This is a genomic window from Mesorhizobium calcicola, assembly GCF_042682105.1.
In the GTDB taxonomy this organism is placed as follows: Bacteria; Pseudomonadota; Alphaproteobacteria; order Rhizobiales; family Rhizobiaceae; genus Mesorhizobium; species Mesorhizobium calcicola.
In genome coordinates this window covers 20651-40964 of record NZ_JBHUGY010000044.1, presented here as the reverse complement: position 1 = coordinate 40964, position 20314 = coordinate 20651, and the positions used below count along the sequence as shown (strand labels likewise).

The following is a 20314-nucleotide window of genomic DNA, read 5'->3' as shown; positions in this document are numbered from 1 at the left end:
TCCCCACCGCCGAGGTGCCGCTAACCAACCTGGTGCGCGAAGAGATCACCGCGCATGAAAAGCTGCCGCTGCGCTATACCGCGCTGACGCCGTGCTTCCGGTCGGAAGCCGGCTCGGCCGGGCGCGACACGCGCGGCATGCTGCGCCAGCACCAGTTCTACAAGGTCGAGCTGGTGTCGATCACCGATCAGGAGTCGTCGCTGGCCGAACATGAGCGGATGACGCAATGCGCCGAGGAAGTGCTGAAGCGACTTGAGCTGCCGTTCCGCACCATGACGCTGTGCACCGGCGACATGGGCTTCGGCGCGCGCAAGACCTACGACATCGAAGTCTGGCTGCCCGGCCAGAACGCCTATCGCGAGATCTCGTCCTGCTCGGTGTGTGGCGATTTCCAGGCGCGCCGCATGGACGCCCGCTACAAGGACAAGGACGGCAAGGGCAATCGCTTCGTCCACACGCTGAACGGCTCGGGCACCGCGGTCGGCCGCGCGCTCATAGCTGTCATCGAAAACTACCAGAACGAGGATGGCAGCGTAACCATTCCTGAAGTGCTGCGGCCTTACATGGGCGGCCGGGAAAAGATCGAATCGAAATAATGCGCATTCTCCTGACCAATGACGACGGCATTCATGCCGAGGGCCTGGCGTCGCTCGAGCGGGTAGCGCGCACCCTGTCCGACGATGTCTGGGTGGTGGCGCCGGAGCAGGACCAGTCGGGCTACGCGCATTCGCTGTCGATCTCGGAGCCGCTGCGGCTGCGCAAGATCGGCGAGAAGCATTTTGCCGTGCGCGGCACGCCGACCGATTGCGTCATCATGGGCGTCAAGAAGATCCTGCCCGGCGCACCCGACCTGATCCTGTCCGGCATCAATTCCGGCGCCAATATCGCCGACGACGTCACCTATTCGGGCACCGTCGCCGGCGCCATGGAAGGCGCGCTGCTCGGCATTCGCTCGATCGCGCTCAGCCAGGGCTACAGCACTGTCGGCGAGGATCGCGTCGTCCCTTACGAGACCACGGAGGCGCTGGCGCCGGCGCTGCTGAAGAAGCTTGTCGCGGCGCCGCTGCCGGCCGGCGTGCTGCTCAACGTCAATTTTCCGAACTGCCTTCCGCAAGAAGTCGCCGGCACGGTGGTGACCTCGCAAGGCAAGCTCGTGCACTCCCTGTGGGTCGACGAACGTCGCGACGGGCGCGGCCTGCCCTACTACTGGCTGCGCTTCGGCCGCGAGCCGGTCGAAGGCAAGCAAGGCACCGATCTCCATGCCTTGCGCAACAGGCTGGTGTCGGTGACGCCATTGCAGCTCGACCTCACCGCGCATGAAATCCGAGACCAGCTGAGCAAGGCGCTTGCATGAACCAGGGCCTCCCAATCGATGATCGCGAAGGTTTTGCCGCCTTTCTGCTGCGCTTGCGCGGCAGGGGGACGGTGCCGAAGGCGCTGATCGCGGCGTTCGAGGCGACGCCACGGCGCGGTTTCCTGGCCGCCCAGTTCCATCCGATCGCCTGGTCGGACCGCATGCTGCCGATCGAATGCGGCGAGGCGATCGAAGGCGCCGATATGCAGGCGGCGGTGATCGCGGCTCTTGCCATCGAGGCGGGCAACCGCGTGCTCGAGATCGGCACCGGCTCCGGCTACACGGCGGCGGTGATGTCGCGGCTGGCGGCGCGGGTCGTCACCACCGATCGCTACAAGACGCTCGTCGAGCAGGCCAGACAGCGTTTCGAGGCGCTCGGCATCGGCAATGTCATCGTGCGCCAGGCGGATGGTTCCGGCGGCCTGCCGAACGAAGGCCCGTTCGATCGCATCGTCGCCTGGGCGGCCTTCGACAGCCTGCCGCGCTTCCTGCTCGACCAGTTGTCGAGCGGCGGCATCGTCATCGCCCCGATCGGACCCGAAGAGGGCGAACAGGTGCTGGCCAAGCTGACCAAGGTCGGCAGCCGGTTCGAACGCGAGGACATCGGGCTTGTGCGCCTGCAGCCGATCCTGCCCAGCGTCGCCGCAGTCATCTAAGGCGTGTTGATATTCAGGTGATGCCGGCCTGCAAACGCTGGTTTTCTGCGCTTCCGGTGCTCGCGTACTTTAAGTACGCTCCGCTCCGGTTCTCGAAAACCAGCGTTTTCGACTCGGCCTGACCTGAATCTCAACACACCTTAGCGCATGTCGTCCAAAAGTGGCCGCGGTTTTGGGCATGAAACGAAGACCTAAGGCGCGCGTCGGCCCGGCCCGACCTCAATCTCAACACACCCGAGTCCGTCCTCTAATATTTTAAGAAAAATCGCGTCGGATTCCATGGGGTTAACCGACGAGTAACATTAACGCGCTTTAATCATGCCTAGTTTGTACCGGGTATGTGCGGGTCAGTGCGATGCAACTCAGTGTTTTGAAGACAAACGGACGCAATCTGATGCGTGGTTGCGCCGTCCTTATGATTGCCGGTGCTGCGGCGGGGTGCAGCTCCCAGGCTTCACGCTTCAACAGTGTCGATGACGTCTTTACCTCGTCGACCAACAATCAGCGCGCCATCATCAACAAGCAGGACGCCGTGCAGCCCTATCCGGGCGATACCGCGGCCGCTCCGCTCGATGGCAGCCATACCCAGTCGGTCAGCCGCTCCAGTCTCGAACCGGTCTCGACGCGGCCGCTGCCTGCGCCTGTTGCCCAGGCACAGCCGGCTCCCGCACTGGCGCCTGCTTCAAAGCCTGTACGCACCGCATTGGCGCCGGCGCCGCATGTCGACCGGACCGCGACCGGTACCGTCGCTCCGGCGGCATCGCCGTTCAAGGTCGCGCAGCCCGACGCGCTGCGCGTGGCTACGACGGCCGGCACCGCGCATGCAACCGAGATCGTCGTCAGGGATGGCGAAACGATTTCCGGCTTGGCGCAGCACTACAAAGTCCCGGCCGACGTGATCATGAAGGTCAATGGGCTGAGCGCGACCAAGGGGCTGAAGACCGGCCAGAAGCTGGTCATCCCGGCCTATGCCTATTCGAGCAAGGCCGAGCCGAAAGTCGCCGATGCCAAGCCGGTGAAGGACGGCAAGCACGATCGGCCGGCCACTGCACCGGACAAGGTCGCCGTGCTGCCGCAGCAGCCGAAGCTCAAGGAGGGCAAGTCCGCCGCCCAGGTCGATACCTCGGCCGCGGCAAGCCAGCCCAAGGAGCCCAAGACCAAGCCGCAAATGGCCGCGGCCAAGGCGACCAATGCGGCCGGCACCTATACGGTCCAGTCGGGCGACACGCTTTCCTCCATCGCCAGGAAGACCGGCGTCGGCACCGTTGCGCTGAAGCAGGCGAATGGCATGCAGGACGGCTTGCTCAAGATCGGCCAGACCCTGAAGGTGCCGGCCGGCGGAACCGCGACCGTCGCCAGCGCCAAGCCGGCGAAGATCGATCCGGTGACCACGGCCACCACCCAGCCCGCGGCGAAGACCACGCCGTCGGAAACGCTGGCGTCCTACACGCCGCCGAAGAAAGATTCCAAGGTCATCCAGCAGGCCGAGGACGACGACGCCGTCGCGCCCGACGCCACCGGCATCGGCAAGATGCGCTGGCCTGTGCGCGGCCGGGTGATCTCCGGTTTCGGCTCCGGCAAGGACGGTGTCGACATCGCCGTGCCGGCGGGCACGCCGGTCAAGGCGGCCGAGAATGGCGTCGTCATCTATGCCGGCGACGGCCTCAAGGAATTCGGCAACACCGTGCTGGTGCGTCACGAGAACGGCCTGGTCACCGTCTACGGCCACGCCAGCTCGATCGAGGTGCAGCGCGGCCAGAAGGTCAAGCGCGGCCAGGAAATCGCGCTGTCGGGCATGAGCGGCACGACGGACTCGCCGAAGCTGCACTTCGAAGTGCGCAAGAATTCCGCCCCGGTCGACCCCTCTGGCTATCTCGAATAGAACAAGAAAGCGATTTTGCGGGCTGCCTGACCTCCAGTCCAGCCCGCCGGCTCAGCCCGCCCCGCAAGGAGCGGGCTTTTTCAGTTTGGGCGAAATGCCTGCCTAAAGCGCGTCGCATTGAAACGGAATCATGCGACGCGCTTTAGGTCTTTGTGTTCATGCATGTCGTTCTCCAAAACCGGGGCCACTTTTGGGCGACATGCAGTAGGCTCAAAGATGATCACGGAGCGTGTCGGCAAGCATCTCCTCGAGGCTGCTGGCTTTGACGCCCAGAAGTGCCTCGGCGTCGGAGGAATCAACCAGCAAGGGGCTCTCGAAGAGGTAGCTCATCTCGATGAGCTCATGCATGCCCAATGCTTCCATCTCGGGGACGGAATAGGAACGTGTCTCTGAAACCTCTCGTGCGAGCATCGCCGCGGTTTTCTGGATGAGCTCCCGGGGGGAGGCGTATTGCGAGGGAACATGAAACGCCCGTCCCCATTCACCCGTGTAACGGGAGGCCGCGACAAGTGTCCTGGCGACGTCTTTGGTGAAGGTCCAGGCATGAGTTGCGTCGAGGTCTCCGATGAAGGCGGTAGGCTTGCCCTCGATGATGGAGGGCAGCGCGACCAGCGAGAAGTAGCTGATCGCGCCATGTCCGAGATAGTCGCTGGAGCGCACCTCGATCGCCGGTACATCGGCACGGACCGCCCGCTGCCACATGATCGTCCTGGCGGTTCCCTTCTTCGAAGTCGGGTCCAGGGGCAGGTCGGAGCGAAGCGGGCCATCGGCATTTTTCCCATAACCATAGAGGTTTCCGAGCACGATGAGCTTCGCGCCGACCGCTTCCGCCGCGCGCACGGTGCCGTCGATGATGGGGAAAAAGTCGGTAGGCCACCGATGATAAGTGGCCATGGCGCACATGAAGATGGCCTCTGCGCCCCGGCAGATACGCGACAGTTCCGAGGCATCCGTGGCGTTGGCCTGTATGGCCCGCACGTTCCGCAACGCGTTCGAACCGACGCTTCGGCTTGTGAGAACGACATCATGTCCTTCTTCGCCAAGAAGGCGAGCGGTCTCGCGTCCAACCGGGCCTGCGCCGACAACAACATAGAAACTCATGGCAACCTCTCTTCCAAGCTTGATGGAGAGGCGTGAGTACAGGTTCGCGGTATTGAAAATCGCGCGGGAATTGCCAAATCTTGAGCAGGTTTTGCCATGAAATCGAGAGAGCATGCGTCCGCAATTCGCTCCGGCCCGATCCCCGTCCGACGTAACAATGGTTTCCCGGCATGTCGAAGCAGGCGTCCATCGCCTGTCCCGGGCGCCACACCATCGCATCATGGTGCATGCCAGCGCGGCGACGCGTTCCTACTGCAATCAGGTTGGGCGATATTTCGTCAGGCGCGCCGGCGATATCGACCTGGTGCCGGCCGGCGAGGAGGGCGGGTTCGAGGCTGAAACCCCGTTCGACACGATCGAGATCGCCTTGCAGCCAGCCTTGATGGAAAGGGTAGTGGCGGAACTTGGGGGCAGGGCGCGGGCATCGCGGCTCGACACGCGCCATTTGCTTCGTGACCAGCGTATCGAACATCTCGCTCGAGCACTCCAGAGCGATCTCGATGCGGATGCGCCGAGTGGCCCTTTGTTTGCCGACAGCATTGGCGCCGCGCTCGCGGTGAGGCTGCTTGGCCTCGATGGTGCAGACATCGGTCGAACGAACCGGTTGTCGGATAGCCAGCTCAAGCGGGTTCTGGAGCACATTGAGGCCGCTCTCCACGAGCCGCTTTCGATCCATCGACTAAGCCGGGTTGCCGGCGCGAGCAGCTCGCACTTGCGGACATGGTTCAAGGTGGCGACGGGCGTCACCCTGCATCGCTACGTGTTGCGACGTCGCGTGGAACGCGCCCGCGTTCTGCTGCAGCAAGGCGATCTCAGCACAAGCGAGGTCGCGGAATTGACGGGTTTCGCACACCAGTCACATCTGGCGCATTGGATGCGCCGCGAGATTGGTCAGACGCCGCGTGACTTGCGACGGGCGCAGCCGCCCAAATGACATTGTCGCTTGATTGCGCTTCAGTCCTTCAACGGCTTGCCGAGCCGTCCAGCCAGGTCCTGGGTGAACTGCCAGGCGACGCGGCCGGAGCGGCTGCCGCGCGTCGTTGCCCATTCCAGCGCCTCTGCCCGCAACTGTTCGGGATCGATGACGAGGCCGTGATGGCTGATATAGCCGTCGATCATGTCGAGATACTCGTCCTGTGAACATTTGTGGAAGCCGAGCCACAGGCCGAACCGGTCGGACAGCGACACTTTTTCCTCGACCGCTTCGGACGGATTGATGGCGGTCGAGCGCTCATTGTCGATCATGTCGCGCGGCAACAGATGGCGACGGTTCGAGGTGGCGTAGAAGATGACATTGGCCGGGCGGCCCTCGACGCCGCCTTCGAGCGCTGCCTTCAGCGACTTGTAGGAGGTGTCGTCGTGGTCGAAGGACAGGTCGTCGCAAAACAGGATGATGCGGAAGGGCACGGCCTTCAGCAGGCCCATCAGCTTCGGCAGCGTGTCGATGTCCTCGCGGTGGATTTCGATCAGCTTCAACGGCAGGTCGGACTTGGCCCTGGCGTTGATCTCGGCATGCACGGCCTTGACCAGCGACGATTTGCCCATGCCGCGCGCGCCCCACAACAGAACGTTGTTGGCAGCGTAGCCGGCGGCGAAGCGTTCGGTGTTGTCGACAAGGATATCGCGGACACGGTCGACGCCACGGATCAAGCCGATGTCGACGCGGTTGACCTTGCGCACCGGCTCCAGATAGCCGGGATCCGCCTGCCAGACGAAGCAGTCGGCCTCGCCGAGGTCCGTTTCAGGCACCGGCGGCGGGGCGAGGCGGGTAACCGCCTCGATCAGGCGGTCGAGCTTCTTGTTGAGTGCGTCTATGCTGCTGTCGGTCATGTCGGTCTTTTGTTTTTCGCGTCTGAAGTGTAGGGCGTGCCGATTCCGTCGCGTTCGAAACCGGTTGCAACCTTTTGTTCGAGCGTGATCTTTTCCGAAAACCGGCTCGTGCTGTTCGCGATCATGCTCTAACACGGCCCGACAGGCCGGAAAAGCAGCCGATTTGGCCGGCCACGCAGTTGCATTGGCAACTTTACCGACTATATTCCGGCCAAATTTCAAGGGGCTGCCAAACTCCACAAGGACGGTTGGCGGCTGTTTTCAAAATTCAGGAGTACCTCGATGTTCGTGACACCGGCATACGCCCAAGGCGTCGGGGCCTCTCCCGACATGTTCATCAGCATTTTGCCGTTTGTCCTGATTTTCGTGATCATGTATTTTCTGATCATCCGGCCGCAGCGCACGCAGCTGAAGAAGCGCGGCGAGATGCTGGCCGCGGTGCGTCGCGGCGACACGGTCGTCACCGGCGGCGGCTTCGTCGGCAAGGTGACCAAGGTGATCGACGACAACGAGCTCGAGATCGACCTCGGCGGTGGCACCAAGGTGACCGCACTGCGCTCGACGATCGCCGATGTGCGCGTCAAGGGCGAGCCGGTGGCGAACCAGAACGCCAAGAAGTAATCCAATTCCAGGCGGAGCGATCCGCGGACACGCTCTGACGGACGACGCCATATGCTGTATTTTTCGCGCTTCAAGATGATCCTGATCTGGGTGGCCGTGGCCATCACAGTGATCCTCGCCGCGCCCAATCTGTTCTCCGCCAGCACGCTGGCGCAAATGCCCAGCTGGGTGCCGAAGCGGCAGATGACGCTCGGCCTCGATCTGCAGGGCGGCTCGCACATCCTGCTGGAGATGAATCAGAACGATCTGATCAAGGACCGGCTGGAGACGACGCGCGACGAAATCCGCACACTGCTGCGTGACGCCAAGATCGGCTATACCGGCCTTGCCGGCACGGGGCGGACCTTGCAGGTCCGCATCACCGATCCCGCTCAGCTCAATGCCGCCAAGAAAGCGTTGAAGTCGCTGACCGATCCGGTCGCCGCCGGCCTGTTCACCGGCGGCTCGATCCAGGAAATGACGCTCGACGATTCCGAGCCCGGCCTGTTGAAATTCAGCGTCACCGACGCCGGCATCAAATACCGCACATCGACCGCATTGACGCAGTCGATCGAGGTGGTCGGGCGCCGCGTCAACGAACTCGGCACGACTGAACCCATCGTGCAGCGGCAGGGCGACGACCGTATCCTCGTCCAGGTGCCGGGTCTTCAGGATCCGCAAAGGCTGAAGGAAATCCTCGGCCAGACCGCCAAGCTGACGTTCCAGATGGTGGACCAGTCGATGCCGGTGCAGGACGCGCTCAACGGCCGCCCGCCTGCCGGCTCATCGGTGCTCTACTCGCAGGACGATCCGCCGGTCCCGTATCTGATCGAGAACCGCGTCATCGTTTCAGGCGAAAACCTGGTCGATGCCCAGGCGACTTACAATTCGCAGAACAACGAGCCGGTGGTTTCGTTCCGTTTCGATTCGAAAGGTGCGGCGCGCTTCGGCCAGGCCACCGCGCAGAATGTCGGCAAGCTGTTTGCCATCATCCTCGACAATCAGGTGATTTCGGCGCCGCAGATCCGCGAGCCGATCCTCGGCGGCACCGGCCAGATCTCGGGTAATTTCACCGCCCAGAGCGCGAACGACCTTGCCGTGCTGCTGCGCGCCGGCGCGCTTCCGGCTACGCTGACGGTGATCGAAGAGCGCACGGTGGGCCCGGGCCTGGGCCAGGATTCGATCCATGCCGGCAAGGTCGCCGGCATCATCGGCTCCATCCTCGTCGTTGCCTTCATGTTCGTTGCTTACGGCTTCCTCGGCTTCCTTGCCAACATCGCGCTGGCGGTGCACGTGGCGATGATCGTCGGGCTGTTGTCGCTGCTCGGCGCAACGCTGACCTTGCCGGGTATCGCCGGTATCGTGCTGACCATCGGCATGGCGGTCGATTCCAACGTGCTGATCTATGAGCGTATCCGCGAGGAGCGACGAAACGGCCGCTCCGTGATCCAGGCGATCGACACCGGCTTTTCGAAGGCTCTGGCGACCATCGTCGATTCCAACGTCACTTCGCTGATCGCCACGGTGGTGCTGTTCTATCTCGGTACGGGACCGGTGAAGGGCTTTGCCATCACCTACGCCATCGGCATCCTGACCACCGTCTTCACCGCCTTCACCTTCACCCGCCTGCTGGTTTCGATCTGGCTGCGCCGGGCGCGCCCGAAGGAGTTGCCGAGGGCGCCGGTGACCTTCATTCCGCCGGGCACGAAGATCCCCTTCATGGGCATCCGCCGGTGGACGTTCGCGCTGTCCAGCTTCCTGTCGGTCCTGTCGGTCGTGCTGTTCATGACCGTCGACATCAACTACGGCATCGATTTCAAGGGCGGTTCGCTGATCGAGGTGAAGGCCAAGAGCGGCAACGCCGATATCGCCGATATCAGAGCCAGGCTCTCGGAACTCAACATCGGCGAAGTGCAGGTGCAGCAGTTCGGCGACCCCAACGACGTGCTGATCCGTGTCGGTACGCAGGATGGCGGCGAGAATGCCGAGCAGACGGTCATCGACAAGGTTCGCGGCGAACTGCAGGACAATTATGATTTCCGCCGCGTCGAAGTGGTTGGGCCGACAGTTTCCGGCGAGCTGGCCAAGCAAGGCACCATTGCCATGCTGGTCGCGCTGCTCGGCATCCTGATCTACGTCTGGTTCCGCTTCGAATGGCAGTTCGCGGTCGGCGCCATCATCGCGACGGTGCACGATGTGGTCATGACCATCGGCTTCTTCGTCATCACCGGGTTGGAGTTCAACCAGTCCTCGCTGGCGGCGATCCTGACCATCATCGGCTATTCGCTGAACGATACGATCGTGGTCTATGACCGCGTTCGCGAGGATCTGCGGAAATACAAGCGTATGCCGCTGCCGCAACTCCTGAACAACGCCATCAACGAGACGCTGTCGAGAACGACGCTGACCTCGGTGACGACGATCCTGGCGCTGCTGGCGCTGGTGTTGTTCGGCGGCGAGGTGATCCGCTCGTTCACCATGGCCATGCTGTTCGGCGTCGTCTTCGGCACCTATTCGTCGATCTTCATCGCGGCACCGCTGCTCATCCTGTTCAAGCTGCGGCCGCAGGCTGCAGCCGACGACGAGAAACCGGTCAACGGCGGCAAGGCGGTCGCGACCTGACGCGCGGCCCCGAAGGGGTGACAGAACGGTGACCGGCAAAGGCATCGTCATCCGCGAGGCGCATTTCCCAGGCCGCGCGCCGATCGAGGCCTACGGCAATGGCGGGTTCCGCTTCGCCGACATGTCGCATCGCGGCTCCTTGTTGTGCCTGCCGTCCGGCATCCATGGCTGGGAGCCGGCGGATCCTCTGGCGTTGACCGTGGCGGATCTCGACAAGCTTCTCGCCGAAGCCGACAAGGTCGAGATCCTGCTGGTCGGCATGGGCAAGGATCTGAGGCCATTGCCGGCGGCATTGCGGGCCGCGCTGAAGGCGGCGGGCATTGCGTCCGACCCGATGTCGACCGGTGCGGCGGTGCGGACCTACAATGTCCTGCTGGCGGAAGATCGCGCCGTGGCCGCCGCGCTGATCGCCGTCGATTGATATGTCCGAAAATGCCGAAATCGTCGTGGACGGGGTGCGCGCCGCCGACCATGACCGCTATCTCACCGCGCTCTACGCGCCGGCCGACAAGCGCGACGCACTGTTTTCGCTCTACGCCTTCAATGCCGAGATCGCAGGCATTCGCGACCGCATCCATGAGGCGCTGCCGGGCGAAGTGCGGCTGCAATGGTGGCGCGATGTCATCGCCGCCGGCGGCGCGGCGGGCGCCGGCCACCCTGTCGCCGATTCCCTGAACGCCACGATAGCTGCATTCAACCTGCCGAAACCGGCCTTCGACAACATGCTCGAAGCGCGCATCTTCGATCTGTACGACGATCCGATGCCGTCGCGCACCGATCTGGAAGGTTACTGCGGCGAGACCGCGGCAGCACTCATCCAACTTGCGGCAATGGTGCTCGATCCCGTCGAGGCGCCGCGTTTTGCCGAGCTGGCGGGCAGGGCAGGCTGCGGGCAGGCGATGACCGGCCTGCTGCTCCTGTTGCCGCTGCACCGCAAGCGTGGCCAGTGTTTTATCCCGACCGATATTCTGGCTGCGGCCGGCTCTTCTCCAGAGGAGTTCGTCGTTGGCGATGGGGGGCCCGGTGCGAAGCGCGCGGTAGCGGCGATGATCGCGCTGGCGCGGGACCATCTTTCCGCCTTCGAACAGGGCGCGTCGGCTCTGACGGTTTCGTTGCGCCCGGCATTTCTGCCGCTGGCCCTGTCGCGTGCCTATCTCACGAAAATGGAGAATGGCTCGCCGCTCGACGGTGTGGGGCGCCTGTCTGCCTTGCGCCGGCATTGGCTGTTGCTGCGTCGCGCGAGCAAGGGCTGGCCGGCACTTTGACGTAAACGTCAATCATGCTAAGGAGTCTCCGGGCCAAACTGTCGCCATAGACGACAGGCCGGCCCGGAGGAGATTCATGAGCTTGCCTGTGCTAGTCGCGATCGTCGCCCTTGGCATTGTCGGTTGCCGCCGTGCACTTCACCGGTGGCAGCAAGACAGCGACGCTCACTGGCGCGGATCAGGCGCTGAGCCGTTTCGCCGACGATTTTCCCGACGAAGTGGCCGCGACGGTTCGCCTGACGGCTGATGCCAGGACGGCGTTCCTGGATATCGGGCGAGGGCGCGTCGGGATCGTTCACAGCGTTGGCGACTGTTTTTTGACCCGCATCGTCACGTCTCAAGACGTCACGGCTCTGACGGGCGACGATGCAGGCACCGTCTCGTTCCGGCTTGCCGATTTTACCTGGAAGGGTGGCCGTTTCAGCTTCGCCAGTGCAACGGATGCGCAAGGCTTGCTGAAGGCGCTTGAACCGCGCCATTCAAATTCCACCGGGGAGGCCGCGTGATGGACAGCTACAACTTTCCGCAGGTCACCCAGCTGGCCATTCCGTTCTTCGTTGCCGCGATCCTGGTCGAGCTTTGGCTGGTGCGCACCGGCCGCGCCAAGGGCTCGTTCGAGACGCGCGACACCTTGACCAGCCTGATGATGGGCACCGGCAATGTCGTCGCCGGGCTGCTGCTGGGCGTGGTGTCCTATTGGGCGCTGCTGTGGCTGTGGCAGTTCCGCGTCTTCAATCTCGGCCTGTCGGTCTGGGTGTTCCTGGCTGCCTTCCTGCTCGATGATTTGCGCTACTACATCTATCACCGCATAGCGCACCGGGTGCGCTGGGTGTGGGCCGAGCACGTCAACCACCATTCCAGCCAGCACTACAATCTGTCGACGGCGCTGCGGCAAAGCTGGACCGGGCTGTTCACCTTCATGTTCGTGCTGCAGGCGCCGCTGGTGCTGCTCGGCTTCCATCCGGCGGTGATTGCCTTCACCTTCGGATTCAACCTCGTCTGGCAGTTCTGGATCCACACCGAGACGATCGGCAAGATGTGGACTTGGTTCGAGTTCGTCTTCAACACGCCGTCGCACCACCGCGTTCACCACGCCACCAATCCGCGTTATCTCGACGCCAACTATGCCGGCACGCTGATCATCTGGGATCGCCTGTTCGGCACCTTCGTCGAGGAGTTGGAAGAGGACCGGCCGCGCTATGGGATTGTGAAAAATCTTGGCACCTTCAATCCGCTGAAAGTGGCGTTCCACGAATGGATAGGCATGTTCAGGGATGCCTTTGCCCCGGGGCTGACCTTAAGCGATCGCCTGAACTACCTGATCAAGCCGCCAGGCTGGAGCCATGACGGCTCGCGCGAAACCTCGGAGAGCCTGAAGGCAGGTTATGTGAGCCGAAATCCCGATGAGGCGGGAAAGCCGGGGCTACCGATGGCGGCAGGCGAGCCGGCGGAATAGGACGGTTCGTCGGCATTGTTCATAGTCGTTGGCTGTCTATCAGCTAATGCGTTGACCCGAGCCAATGTAGCGGCCGGATTGACCATCGCCCGTGAAAGCAGCCGTTAACTCGACAAGTGCATCAACAACTGCCGGCGCCTCTGAGGTAGGCGGTTCCCGCGAGAAATGAGCGCAGACATACACCCCATGTGGATGGGAGGGGCTCAGCCGGGCTTGTATGTTCCAGGACGGCGCCAGCAGATAGAGCGTCTTCATGAAATCGAGGAGGAACTGTTCGGTGTAGGGGCCTTGGAGGCGCTTTACGGCAATAATCCTCTTTAAACTTCTATCGCGGTTCTCATTGTAACTCTCGCTGTCGATCACCCAGCCCCTTGCCGCCGTGGGGCTGGCCGATCAATGCACTCAAGTGCTGGTATATGGGTGCCGCGCAACTTCTGCAGGTTGTTGCATCTGACGTAGATGCTCCAGACAATTTCGTAGTCGCCAGCGAAAGGCTCCTCGCTTGCCGGTAGGCCGGGCGGGAGAAGCTGAGGCAGACTGGAGCGTCCAGCCATGGACTATTCGGCCGCTTCGGCCGTTTGCGCCGGTAGCCCCAGCCATTGCCGCGCGTCGGCCAGCGCGCGCGATGTGATGGCGTGCCGCTTGGCTGATGTCTTGTCCTTGCCGCGCAAGCGTTTGCCTTCGGTTTTCGGCGCTTCGACAGGCGGGAACAGGCCGAAATTGACGTTCATCGGCTGGAAAGAGCGCTTTCCCGGTTCGTCGTCGGACACGATGTGGCCGCCGGTGATGTGGTTGAGCAGCGCCCCAAAGGCCGTCGTGAGCGGTGGCAGGGATGCTGCATGACCGAGCCGTTCGGCGGCGGCGAAACGGCCGGCGAGCAGGCCGATCGCGGCACTTTCGACATAGCCCTCGCAGCCGGTGATCTGGCCGGCAAAGCGCAGGCCGGGGCGCGATTTCAGCTGCAGCGAGGCGTCAAGCAAGGTCGGCGAGTTGATATAGGTGTTGCGATGCAGGCCGCCGAGGCGGGCGAAATCGGCGTTTTCGAGGCCCGGTATGGTGCGGAACACGCGCACCTGCTCGGCATGCTTCAGCTTGGTCTGGAAGCCGACCATGTTGTAGAGCGTGCCCAGCGCATTGTCCTGCCGCAACTGTACGACGGCATAGGCCTTGACCGTTGGATTGTGCGCATTGGTCAGCCCCATCGGCTTCATCGGCCCGTAGCGCAGCGTCTCGACGCCGCGTTCGGCCATGATCTCGATCGGCAGGCAGCCGTCGAAATAGGGCGTGCCTTCCCATTGCTTGAATTCAGTCTTTTGGCCGTCGACCAGCGCCTGCACGAAGGCGAGATATTGCTCCTTGTCCAGGGGACAGTTGATGTAGTCCTTGCCGGTGCCGCCCGGCCCGACCTTGTCGTAGCGCGACTGGAACCAGCAGATATCCATGTCGATCGTGTCGAAATGGACGATCGGCGCGATGGCGTCGAAGAAGGCCAGCGCGTCGGCGCCGGTCGCTTGCGCGATCGACTGGGCAAGCGAAGGCGCGGTCAGCGGACCCGTGGCGATGATCGCCTGGTCCCAGTCAGCCGGCGGCAGATCAGGCACTTCCTCGCGCTGGATGGTGATCAGGGGGTGCGCTTCGAGCTTTTTCGTCACGGCGTCGGAAAAGCCGTCGCGGTCGACGGCAAGCGCGCCGCCGGCCGGGACCTGGTTGGCGTCGCCGGCGCTCATAATCAGCGATCCGGCCAGCCGCATTTCGGCATGCAGCAGGCCGACGGCGTTGTTTTCGGCGTCGTCGGAGCGGAACGAATTGGAGCAGACCAGCTCGGCCAGGCCGTCGGTCTTGTGCGCATCGGTGCCGCGAACGGGCCGCATTTCATGCAACACGACCGGAACGCCGGCTTGCGCAGCCTGCCATGCGGCTTCCGAACCGGCGAGGCCGCCGCCGATGATGTGGATAGGATTTTTGCTCATGAGGGCCGGAATAATCGCTTGGTGCGGCGATTGCAATTGCCGTGCGCGGCGCAGGGCAAACAGCTGCGGGCGGAACCAACCCCTTAAAACAACAACACCCGCCGGGGGAGGAGGTCCGGCGGGTGTCGTTTTTGGGGTCGACCCTCGGGAGGAGTGAAGGCCGACCGTATTCGTCATCGCCGGGGAGGAGGTCGGCTTTGACGAAATCTCTTTCGCCATTTTTAAAAGGGGCGAAACCTCTGGGGCAAAATTCGTTTTGCCCCGGGAAACAACGCCCGCCGCGGGAGGAGGTGCGGCGGGCGCCGTTTTGGTGGTCAACCCTCGGGAGGAGGTGAAGGCTGACCGGATCCGTCAGGGTCGGGGAGGAGGTCGACCCTGGCGAAATTCTGGTTAGATCGCCCGGCGGGCGACGATCTTGATTTCGTCGCGGACGATACCGAGATCATGCAGCTGGCGGTTCGAAAGGCGACCCAGCTCGGTAACCGTCTCGCGATAAACGCGCCAGTCACGATAGTTGCGGATCAGGTTCATTGTCGTTCTCTTTTTCAAAACTTGTTCGGACCATTCGCGGTCCGAAGAATTAGACCGCCTTGCGAGCGACGTAGGGAATGTCGCTGCGGCTGATGCCGAGGTCGGTCAGTTCACGGTTGCTCAGGCGGCTCAGCTCGGACACGGTGTCCCTGTAGCGGCGCCAGTTGCGGTAGTTGCGGATCAGGTTCATGGTATTTCTCGTTTCGTCTTTCTTCCGGATCATTCCGTCTTTGTGTACGAAGCATAGATAGGCGGGCCTATATCGATTTAAAAGCGCTATGGCTGCATGGCAGCAATGCAAATTGTGCAATGCAGCATTAACGCGTGTTCACGGACCTGACACAAAGAAGCCCGAATCGGAAAATGCCGTGGCGTCAACGGTTTGACTGGGTCGGCTGAAAAAAAGACCAAACTGGGGGAGAAGCGGGATGGCGGGCTATTCGTCACGAGTGAGGTCGGATATCGCGCGCTGGCGGCAGGCAGGCCTGATCGACGCCGCCACCGCCGATTCCCTGACGCGCGATGTCGAGGCCAACGAGCGCAAATCGCTCAGCTTCGGCTCGATCCTGGCGATGATGGCTGCCTTGCTGTTCGGCGCCGCAATCCTGATTTTCGTCGCCGCGAACTGGGATGCCATCCCGCGGCTGGCACGGGTCGCGGCACTCTTTGCCATCATTCTTGGCGGCTATGTCGGCGGCGCGCTGTTGAAGACGCGCGACCATGCTGCGATCGGCGAGGCACTGTGGATCGTGTCGGCAGCGGCTTTCGGCGGCTCGATCGCGCTGATCGGCCAGATGTATCATCTCTCCGGCGACGAGGCCTCGGCTTTGGTCACCTGGGGTGCCGGCACGGCGTTGGCGGCGGTCGCGCTGCGTTCGAACCCGCTGACCGTCGCTGCGGTCGGCATCGCCGATGCCTGGCTGTTCCTGAAAGGCTTCGACTATTACAGCCGCAGCGAATTTCCACATGCCTTCGTGGTCATGGCGATCGTGCTGTTTGCCGTCTCGTTCTGGACCCGCAGCCAGCCGGCGCGGCATCTGATCATCCCGTCGCTGCTCTTCTATCTCGTGCTGTTTGCCATGGATCACGCGACGCTGCAGGTGGCGATCCCCCTTGTCATTGTCTCAGCGCTGCTGTTTGCGGCTTCCGTCTTCGCGCCGGAACCGGTCGACAAGGTCGTGCAGCTTGGCGGCCGCTTGCCGTTGCACGCTTTGCTCGGCTTCCTCACGGGCCTGGCGATGATCCAGTTCGAACTGGCTGACGAAAGCACCTACAACAGCGGATTCGCCATCGCGTCGGTGATTGCGTTGGCGGGCATCGTCGCTGCGATCGTGCTGGCCGGGCGGGAGAGCCGCGGGTTGCGCTGGCTTGGCTATGCCGGCTTCGCCTTCGAACTGGCCATCATCTATGTGGTGACCTTGCAATCGATGCTCGATACGGCCGGCTTTTTCCTTGCCGCTGCGGTGCTGCTCGGCATCCTTGCGCTCGTCATCATCCGCATCGAAAAACGCATGAAGAACCCAGCCGCCAAGGGAGCCACGGCATGATGACCGGAAAGAGGCTGATCATCTCGGCGCTGGTGCTGGCGCTCGTCCAGATCGGATTCCTGAGCTGGATCATCGCCGGCCGGGCGGCGATCCTGCGCAACGGCAAGGAAGTGCTGCTGAAAATCCAGCCGATCGATCCGCGCGATCTGCTGCGCGGCGACTACATCATCCTCGGCTACGCGATTTCGCGGATACCGGTGAAAATGATCGCCAACATCCCGGCCGACAAATTTTCGAGCGACGACACGCCGATCGTCGTCCGCTTGAAGAAGGGGGCCGACGGCTATTGGCAGCCGACCATCGCCTGGTTCGGCAAGGCGCCGACGCCGGCCGCTGCCGACGAGGCCGATATATCAGGCCATGTCGCGGAAGGGTGGGATCTTCGCAGCGAAGGGATGACCATCGCGCCGGACTACGGCATCGAGCGCTTCTATCTGCCGGAAGGCCAGGGGATGGCGATCCAGGGCGACATCCGGGTGCGGCCGTTCGGCATCCGCCTCGCGCTGGCGGGCGACGGCACCGCGCAGATCAAGGCGCTGGTGGACGGCGACAAGACACTGTTCGAGGAACCGCTTTATTAAGGCGTGTTGACATTCAGGTGAGGCCGGCCTGCAAACGTCGGTTTCCTGCGCTTCCGGTGCTCACGCACTTCAAGTACGCTCCGCTCCGGTTCTCGAAAACCGTCGTTTTCGGCTCGGCCTGACCTGAATCTCAACACGCCTCCGATCAATGATGTCGATCGGAACGGTTGACGGACGCCCCCGGCGGTCTCCCACTTGAACGGTAAGAAGCATGCCAATCACCCTGTCGACGCGTGAAGACATCAACCTCGACACTGTTTTCCGCGTCGCCTGGAAGAAGGACATGGTGGAGATCGGCGAGAAGGCCTTGCAGCGCATCGCCGAATGCCGCGCCTTGTTCCTGAAGCTCGTCGAATCCGATCCGCCGCCGGTCATCTATGGCGTCACCACCGCCATGGGAGAACTGGCGAGCCGCAAGCTCGAACGTGACGAGCGGGAGCGCCATGCGCGCATCAAGGCGTTCGCCGCGGCGACCTCGTTCGGCGATCCCTTGCCGGATCGTGTGGTCAGGGCGATCGTGCTTGCCCGCCTGACGAACTTCATCGAGGGCAACGCCGCCACCACGCCGCGCATCGCGCTCGCCGTTGCCGCGATGCTCGACGGCGGCCCGATGCCAGCGGTGCCGGCCTCCGGTCAGGGCGGCGCCGGAGAAATCCTGGCGCTTTATCCCCTGTTTGCCGAGCTTTCGGCGCGCTTTGACCTGGAGGTCAAGGAGCGGGGCTCGCTGATCAACGGCTCGCCCTGCGCCGCCGCGCTGGTGGCCGACGCAGCGCTCGCGGCACGCCGCCGCATCCGGATGGCGCACAAGGTGTTCGCGCTGTCGATCGAAGCGTTTCGCGCCCCGCTCGAGCACTACGACGCGGCGCTCGACACGCTCTGGGGTGATGAACATGAAGCAGCGGCCCTCCAGGGATTGCGGGAATTTCTGGCCGGCGCCGGAGACGGGCGGCGCAACTATCAGGCACCGGTCAGCTATCGGATCGTGCCGCGCGTGCTCGGCCAGGCGCATCGCGCACTGTCGACCGCCGAGCGGGCCGCCACCGTGTCGCTGGCCTCGATATCGGACAATCCGGTCTTTATCCCGCCGGACGACGCGCACCCGTTCGGTCGCTGCATCAGCACCGGCGGCTATCACAACGCCATGGCGACGCCGGCGCTGGACGATCTTGCGGCGATATGGGCCGACATCTGCCTGCTCTGCGACCGTCATGCCTCCAAGCTTCTGAACGGCAAGGTGTCGCTGTTGCCCCACCTCTTGATGACCGGGCGGCATTGGGCCGACAGCGACGGCCACGGCAATGTCGGCTATGTGCCGATGGCGATCACCGGCTATCTCGAGCAGGCCAAGCTCGCCGCGCAGCGCACCTTCATTCCTGGAACGGAATCGGCCGGCGCCGGGCAGGACGACGTCGCCACGACGGCGTTCTTCGCCTGGAGCAAGGAGGCGACCGCCGGCCGCTGCGTCGACGCGGCGATGGCGATGCTGGCGATGATGGCCTCGCAGGCGCTCTACGTCACCGAACGCGCCGCGCCGCCGGCACTGCGGTCATTCGTCGATGAACTCAGAGACATCGTGCCGCCTGTCGACGACGATCGCGTGCTGGGGCCCGAACTGGCGAACCTGGCCGAGTGGTTCACGGGGAGAGTGTTCGCGGTGTAGGCGCCGATGCAAGGACGGTCGCGGCCATCGGTTGTGTGCCTGTCGACGGATGGAGTTGGAACCTGCACCGGTCCTCCTTTGCCAAGGCTTCGGAACGCGTCAGAGGAGTGAGGGTCACGCCGATCTGCGATAGCCCGAGCACTGCGCGGTATCCGGCGATCGCTGCCGGAACGGCGAACGCAGCGGCGATGACCGGATCAATTGACAGCACACTGTCAACTGATCAATCATCGCCGGACACCACATGCGAGATGCAGTGCGTCAGCCGGGGGATGGCGTTAAGCCCAATCGGCGCTGGCGCTAGCGCGTCGCCCTGGACGAATTCGCGCGGGGCCATGCCGCTGATCGTCACGCGCACCGCCGCTTTCCTATTAGCCCTGTGTGCCAGCGACGCGGTGATCACAAATGTCGATATCAGTCGAACGTAGTAGGAGATTATTTAGTGGCGCTCGAACTCATCAACCCCGATGATCTGCCAATTCCAGAGATGTACACGCAGGTTGTCGTCGCGACGGGATCCAAGCTGGTATTCGTCTCAGGTCAGCAGCCCGAAGACATACACGGCAAGCGCGTTGGGCATGGTGATTTTGCGGCACAAGCGCGTCTGGCATTCGGCAATTTAGGCCGAGCGCTCAGTGCGGCAGGTGCACGGCCTGAGCAAGTTTGCAAGATCACAATCTACATTGTCGATTATAAGCGCGATGAACACGTTCCGATCATCGAAGAAGCGCAGATTTCGCTGTTTGGAGATCACAAACCAGCCAATGTGGTGGTCGGGGTAGCGATAATGTCCCCAGGCTACCTCATAGAGGTCGACGCGATAGCGGTCATTGACGAGGTCATCAGAAGCTAGCGTCGCGACAATGCCATTCTTCGCGAAGGCTTCGGAGGACTTCGCCTAACGAGCTTCAGGTGACCCGCCACCCGTAGCACGAAGAGCGAAGGGTGGTGCGGATGAAGGGACTCGAACCCCCACGCCTTTCGGCACTGGAACCTAAATCCAGGGCGTCTACCAGTTCCGCCACATCCGCATGGACCGGCAATCCCATGTAGCCATCATTCTGTCAATGTCAGGAACAAAGTGTCGGGGTCTGGGCCAAAGGTTGGATCAGGGCCAAAATGTTGGTTATTCGCCGAAATGCGAAGATGGTTGAAAATTGGCCCCGCCTGTGACAAAAGGCGTGTCGAATGTGACGGGACGCGACGATCCGCTTCTGCAAAATGTGATAAGAAGTAGGAAAAACAAGAACTTATTCACA

22 protein-coding genes and 1 tRNA gene are annotated in these 20314 nt (G+C 62.9%); 15 read left to right on the top strand and 8 right to left on the bottom strand.

What is annotated here, in order from left to right; translation table 11 throughout:
• The 4 genes from serS to ACFSQT_RS27345 form a co-directional block, all read left to right on the top strand.
• The coding region (gene serS / locus ACFSQT_RS27360) for a serine--tRNA ligase (RefSeq protein ID WP_379023991.1) at window positions 1-596 on the top strand (596 nt) is incomplete at its 5' end.
• Window positions 596-1354, top strand: coding sequence for a 5'/3'-nucleotidase SurE (gene surE / locus ACFSQT_RS27355; protein WP_379023989.1), 759 nt, complete (start codon window positions 596-598; stop codon window positions 1352-1354). The genes serS and surE, both read left to right, overlap by 1 nt.
• Window positions 1351-2010, top strand: coding sequence for a protein-L-isoaspartate(D-aspartate) O-methyltransferase (locus ACFSQT_RS27350; protein ID WP_379023987.1), 660 nt, complete (start codon window positions 1351-1353; stop codon window positions 2008-2010). Before surE ends, ACFSQT_RS27350 begins: the two co-directional genes overlap by 4 nt.
• A 355-nt stretch (window positions 2011-2365) precedes the next feature.
• Window positions 2366-3892 (top strand): peptidoglycan DD-metalloendopeptidase family protein, encoded by a 1527-nt coding sequence (locus ACFSQT_RS27345; protein WP_379023985.1) that lies wholly within the window; start codon window positions 2366-2368, stop codon window positions 3890-3892.
• 210 nt (window positions 3893-4102) lie between these two features.
• On the opposite strand, the gene ACFSQT_RS27340 is transcribed toward ACFSQT_RS27345, so the two are convergent.
• A complete protein-coding gene (locus tag ACFSQT_RS27340) occupies window positions 4103-4993 on the bottom strand; it encodes an NAD-dependent epimerase/dehydratase family protein (RefSeq protein WP_379023983.1) in 891 nt (296 codons plus the stop codon).
• A 112-nt stretch (window positions 4994-5105) separates the two neighbouring features.
• Between ACFSQT_RS27340 and ACFSQT_RS27335 the strand changes: the two genes are divergently transcribed.
• Entirely contained in the window at window positions 5106-5927 is an 822-nt protein-coding gene (locus tag ACFSQT_RS27335) for an AraC family transcriptional regulator (protein ID WP_379023981.1), read from the top strand.
• Between the two features lie 20 nt (window positions 5928-5947).
• Here the strand turns inward: ACFSQT_RS27335 and ACFSQT_RS27330 are convergent, their stop codons facing one another.
• Window positions 5948-6823, bottom strand: a complete 876-nt coding sequence (locus ACFSQT_RS27330) for an ATP-binding protein (RefSeq protein WP_379023979.1) — start codon at window positions 6821-6823, stop codon at window positions 5948-5950.
• A gap of 282 nt (window positions 6824-7105) precedes the next feature.
• On the opposite strand from ACFSQT_RS27330, the gene yajC reads away from it, so the two are divergent.
• From yajC to ACFSQT_RS27300, 6 genes are all read left to right on the top strand, one after another.
• Window positions 7106-7444, top strand: a complete 339-nt coding sequence (gene yajC, locus ACFSQT_RS27325) for a preprotein translocase subunit YajC (RefSeq protein ID WP_008876289.1) — start codon at window positions 7106-7108, stop codon at window positions 7442-7444.
• 51 nt (window positions 7445-7495) lie between these two features.
• Window positions 7496-10045, top strand: coding sequence for a protein translocase subunit SecDF (gene secDF, locus ACFSQT_RS27320; RefSeq protein ID WP_379023976.1), 2550 nt, complete (start codon window positions 7496-7498; stop codon window positions 10043-10045).
• A 28-nt stretch (window positions 10046-10073) separates the two neighbouring features.
• Window positions 10074-10466 carry an Mth938-like domain-containing protein gene (locus ACFSQT_RS27315; protein WP_379023974.1) on the top strand — a complete coding sequence of 131 codons (393 nt, stop codon included), beginning with the start codon at window positions 10074-10076 and terminating at the stop codon, window positions 10464-10466.
• Between the two features lies 1 nt (window position 10467).
• Window positions 10468-11310, top strand: a complete 843-nt coding sequence (locus ACFSQT_RS27310) for a phytoene/squalene synthase family protein (RefSeq protein ID WP_379023973.1) — start codon at window positions 10468-10470, stop codon at window positions 11308-11310.
• 116 nt (window positions 11311-11426) lie between these two features.
• Entirely contained in the window at window positions 11427-11816 is a 390-nt protein-coding gene (locus ACFSQT_RS27305; RefSeq protein WP_379023971.1) for a hypothetical protein, read from the top strand.
• Entirely contained in the window at window positions 11816-12766 is a 951-nt protein-coding gene (locus ACFSQT_RS27300; RefSeq protein WP_379023969.1) for a sterol desaturase family protein, read from the top strand. Before ACFSQT_RS27305 ends, ACFSQT_RS27300 begins: the two co-directional genes overlap by 1 nt.
• Window positions 12767-12805: 39 nt before the next feature.
• On the opposite strand, the gene ACFSQT_RS27295 is transcribed toward ACFSQT_RS27300, so the two are convergent.
• The 4 genes from ACFSQT_RS27295 to ACFSQT_RS27280 form a co-directional block, all read right to left on the bottom strand.
• Window positions 12806-13129: a hypothetical protein gene (locus ACFSQT_RS27295; RefSeq protein WP_379023967.1), complete on the bottom strand. Its 324-nt coding sequence runs from the start codon at window positions 13127-13129 to the stop codon at window positions 12806-12808.
• Between the two features lie 194 nt (window positions 13130-13323).
• Window positions 13324-14736, bottom strand: coding sequence for a methylenetetrahydrofolate--tRNA-(uracil(54)-C(5))-methyltransferase (FADH(2)-oxidizing) TrmFO (trmFO, locus tag ACFSQT_RS27290; protein ID WP_379023965.1), 1413 nt, complete (start codon window positions 14734-14736; stop codon window positions 13324-13326).
• A gap of 390 nt (window positions 14737-15126) precedes the next feature.
• Window positions 15127-15267, bottom strand: coding sequence for a DUF1127 domain-containing protein (locus ACFSQT_RS27285; protein ID WP_352673012.1), 141 nt, complete (start codon window positions 15265-15267; stop codon window positions 15127-15129).
• Window positions 15268-15316: 49 nt separating this feature from the next.
• On the bottom strand, window positions 15317-15457 hold the full coding sequence (locus ACFSQT_RS27280; RefSeq protein WP_013531315.1) for a DUF1127 domain-containing protein: 141 nt from the start codon (window positions 15455-15457) through the stop codon (window positions 15317-15319).
• A 238-nt stretch (window positions 15458-15695) separates the two neighbouring features.
• Here ACFSQT_RS27280 and ACFSQT_RS27275 point away from each other — a divergent pair, with 238 nt between their 5' ends.
• From ACFSQT_RS27275 to ACFSQT_RS27265, 3 genes are all read left to right on the top strand, one after another.
• Complete coding sequence (locus tag ACFSQT_RS27275; RefSeq protein ID WP_379023962.1) at window positions 15696-16814, top strand: DUF2157 domain-containing protein; 1119 nt, start codon at window positions 15696-15698, stop codon at window positions 16812-16814.
• Complete coding sequence (locus tag ACFSQT_RS27270) at window positions 16811-17395, top strand: GDYXXLXY domain-containing protein (RefSeq protein ID WP_379023960.1); 585 nt, start codon at window positions 16811-16813, stop codon at window positions 17393-17395. The genes ACFSQT_RS27275 and ACFSQT_RS27270 overlap by 4 nt, the downstream gene beginning before the upstream one ends.
• A 211-nt stretch (window positions 17396-17606) precedes the next feature.
• A complete protein-coding gene (locus tag ACFSQT_RS27265; RefSeq protein ID WP_379023958.1) occupies window positions 17607-19055 on the top strand; it encodes an aromatic amino acid lyase in 1449 nt (482 codons plus the stop codon).
• A gap of 223 nt (window positions 19056-19278) precedes the next feature.
• Here ACFSQT_RS27265 and ACFSQT_RS27260 read toward each other — a convergent pair whose 3' ends face one another.
• A complete protein-coding gene (locus tag ACFSQT_RS27260) occupies window positions 19279-19413 on the bottom strand; it encodes a hypothetical protein (protein WP_379023956.1) in 135 nt (44 codons plus the stop codon).
• Window positions 19414-19497: 84 nt separating this feature from the next.
• Between ACFSQT_RS27260 and ACFSQT_RS27255 the strand changes: the two genes are divergently transcribed.
• Window positions 19498-19908, top strand: coding sequence for a RidA family protein (locus tag ACFSQT_RS27255; protein ID WP_379023954.1), 411 nt, complete (start codon window positions 19498-19500; stop codon window positions 19906-19908).
• A gap of 93 nt (window positions 19909-20001) precedes the next feature.
• Here ACFSQT_RS27255 and ACFSQT_RS27250 read toward each other — a convergent pair.
• Window positions 20002-20086 (bottom strand) — tRNA-Leu (locus ACFSQT_RS27250).
• Between the last annotated feature and the right edge of the window lie 228 nt (window positions 20087-20314).

Coding starts and splice junctions, on each gene's coding strand:
- ACFSQT_RS27340 (WP_379023983.1), bottom strand. CDS start 4,993: ATGAGTTTCTATGTTGTTGTCGGCGCAGGCCCGGTTGGACGCGAGACC.
- ACFSQT_RS27345 (WP_379023985.1), top strand. CDS start 2,366: ATGCAACTCAGTGTTTTGAAGACAAACGGACGCAATCTGATGCGTGGT.
- ACFSQT_RS27275 (WP_379023962.1), top strand. CDS start 15,696: ATGGCGGGCTATTCGTCACGAGTGAGGTCGGATATCGCGCGCTGGCGG.
- yajC (WP_008876289.1), top strand. CDS start 7,106: ATGTTCGTGACACCGGCATACGCCCAAGGCGTCGGGGCCTCTCCCGAC.
- ACFSQT_RS27300 (WP_379023969.1), top strand. CDS start 11,816: ATGGACAGCTACAACTTTCCGCAGGTCACCCAGCTGGCCATTCCGTTC.
- ACFSQT_RS27265 (WP_379023958.1), top strand. CDS start 17,607: ATGCCAATCACCCTGTCGACGCGTGAAGACATCAACCTCGACACTGTT.
- trmFO (WP_379023965.1), bottom strand. CDS start 14,736: ATGAGCAAAAATCCTATCCACATCATCGGCGGCGGCCTCGCCGGTTCG.
- ACFSQT_RS27310 (WP_379023973.1), top strand. CDS start 10,468: ATGTCCGAAAATGCCGAAATCGTCGTGGACGGGGTGCGCGCCGCCGAC.
- ACFSQT_RS27285 (WP_352673012.1), bottom strand. CDS start 15,267: ATGAACCTGATCCGCAACTATCGTGACTGGCGCGTTTATCGCGAGACG.
- ACFSQT_RS27270 (WP_379023960.1), top strand. CDS start 16,811: ATGATGACCGGAAAGAGGCTGATCATCTCGGCGCTGGTGCTGGCGCTC.
- ACFSQT_RS27350 (WP_379023987.1), top strand. CDS start 1,351: ATGAACCAGGGCCTCCCAATCGATGATCGCGAAGGTTTTGCCGCCTTT.
- secDF (WP_379023976.1), top strand. CDS start 7,496: ATGCTGTATTTTTCGCGCTTCAAGATGATCCTGATCTGGGTGGCCGTG.
- surE (WP_379023989.1), top strand. CDS start 596: ATGCGCATTCTCCTGACCAATGACGACGGCATTCATGCCGAGGGCCTG.
- ACFSQT_RS27335 (WP_379023981.1), top strand. CDS start 5,106: ATGCGTCCGCAATTCGCTCCGGCCCGATCCCCGTCCGACGTAACAATG.
- ACFSQT_RS27280 (WP_013531315.1), bottom strand. CDS start 15,457: ATGAACCTGATCCGCAACTACCGCAACTGGCGCCGCTACAGGGACACC.
- ACFSQT_RS27330 (WP_379023979.1), bottom strand. CDS start 6,823: ATGACCGACAGCAGCATAGACGCACTCAACAAGAAGCTCGACCGCCTG.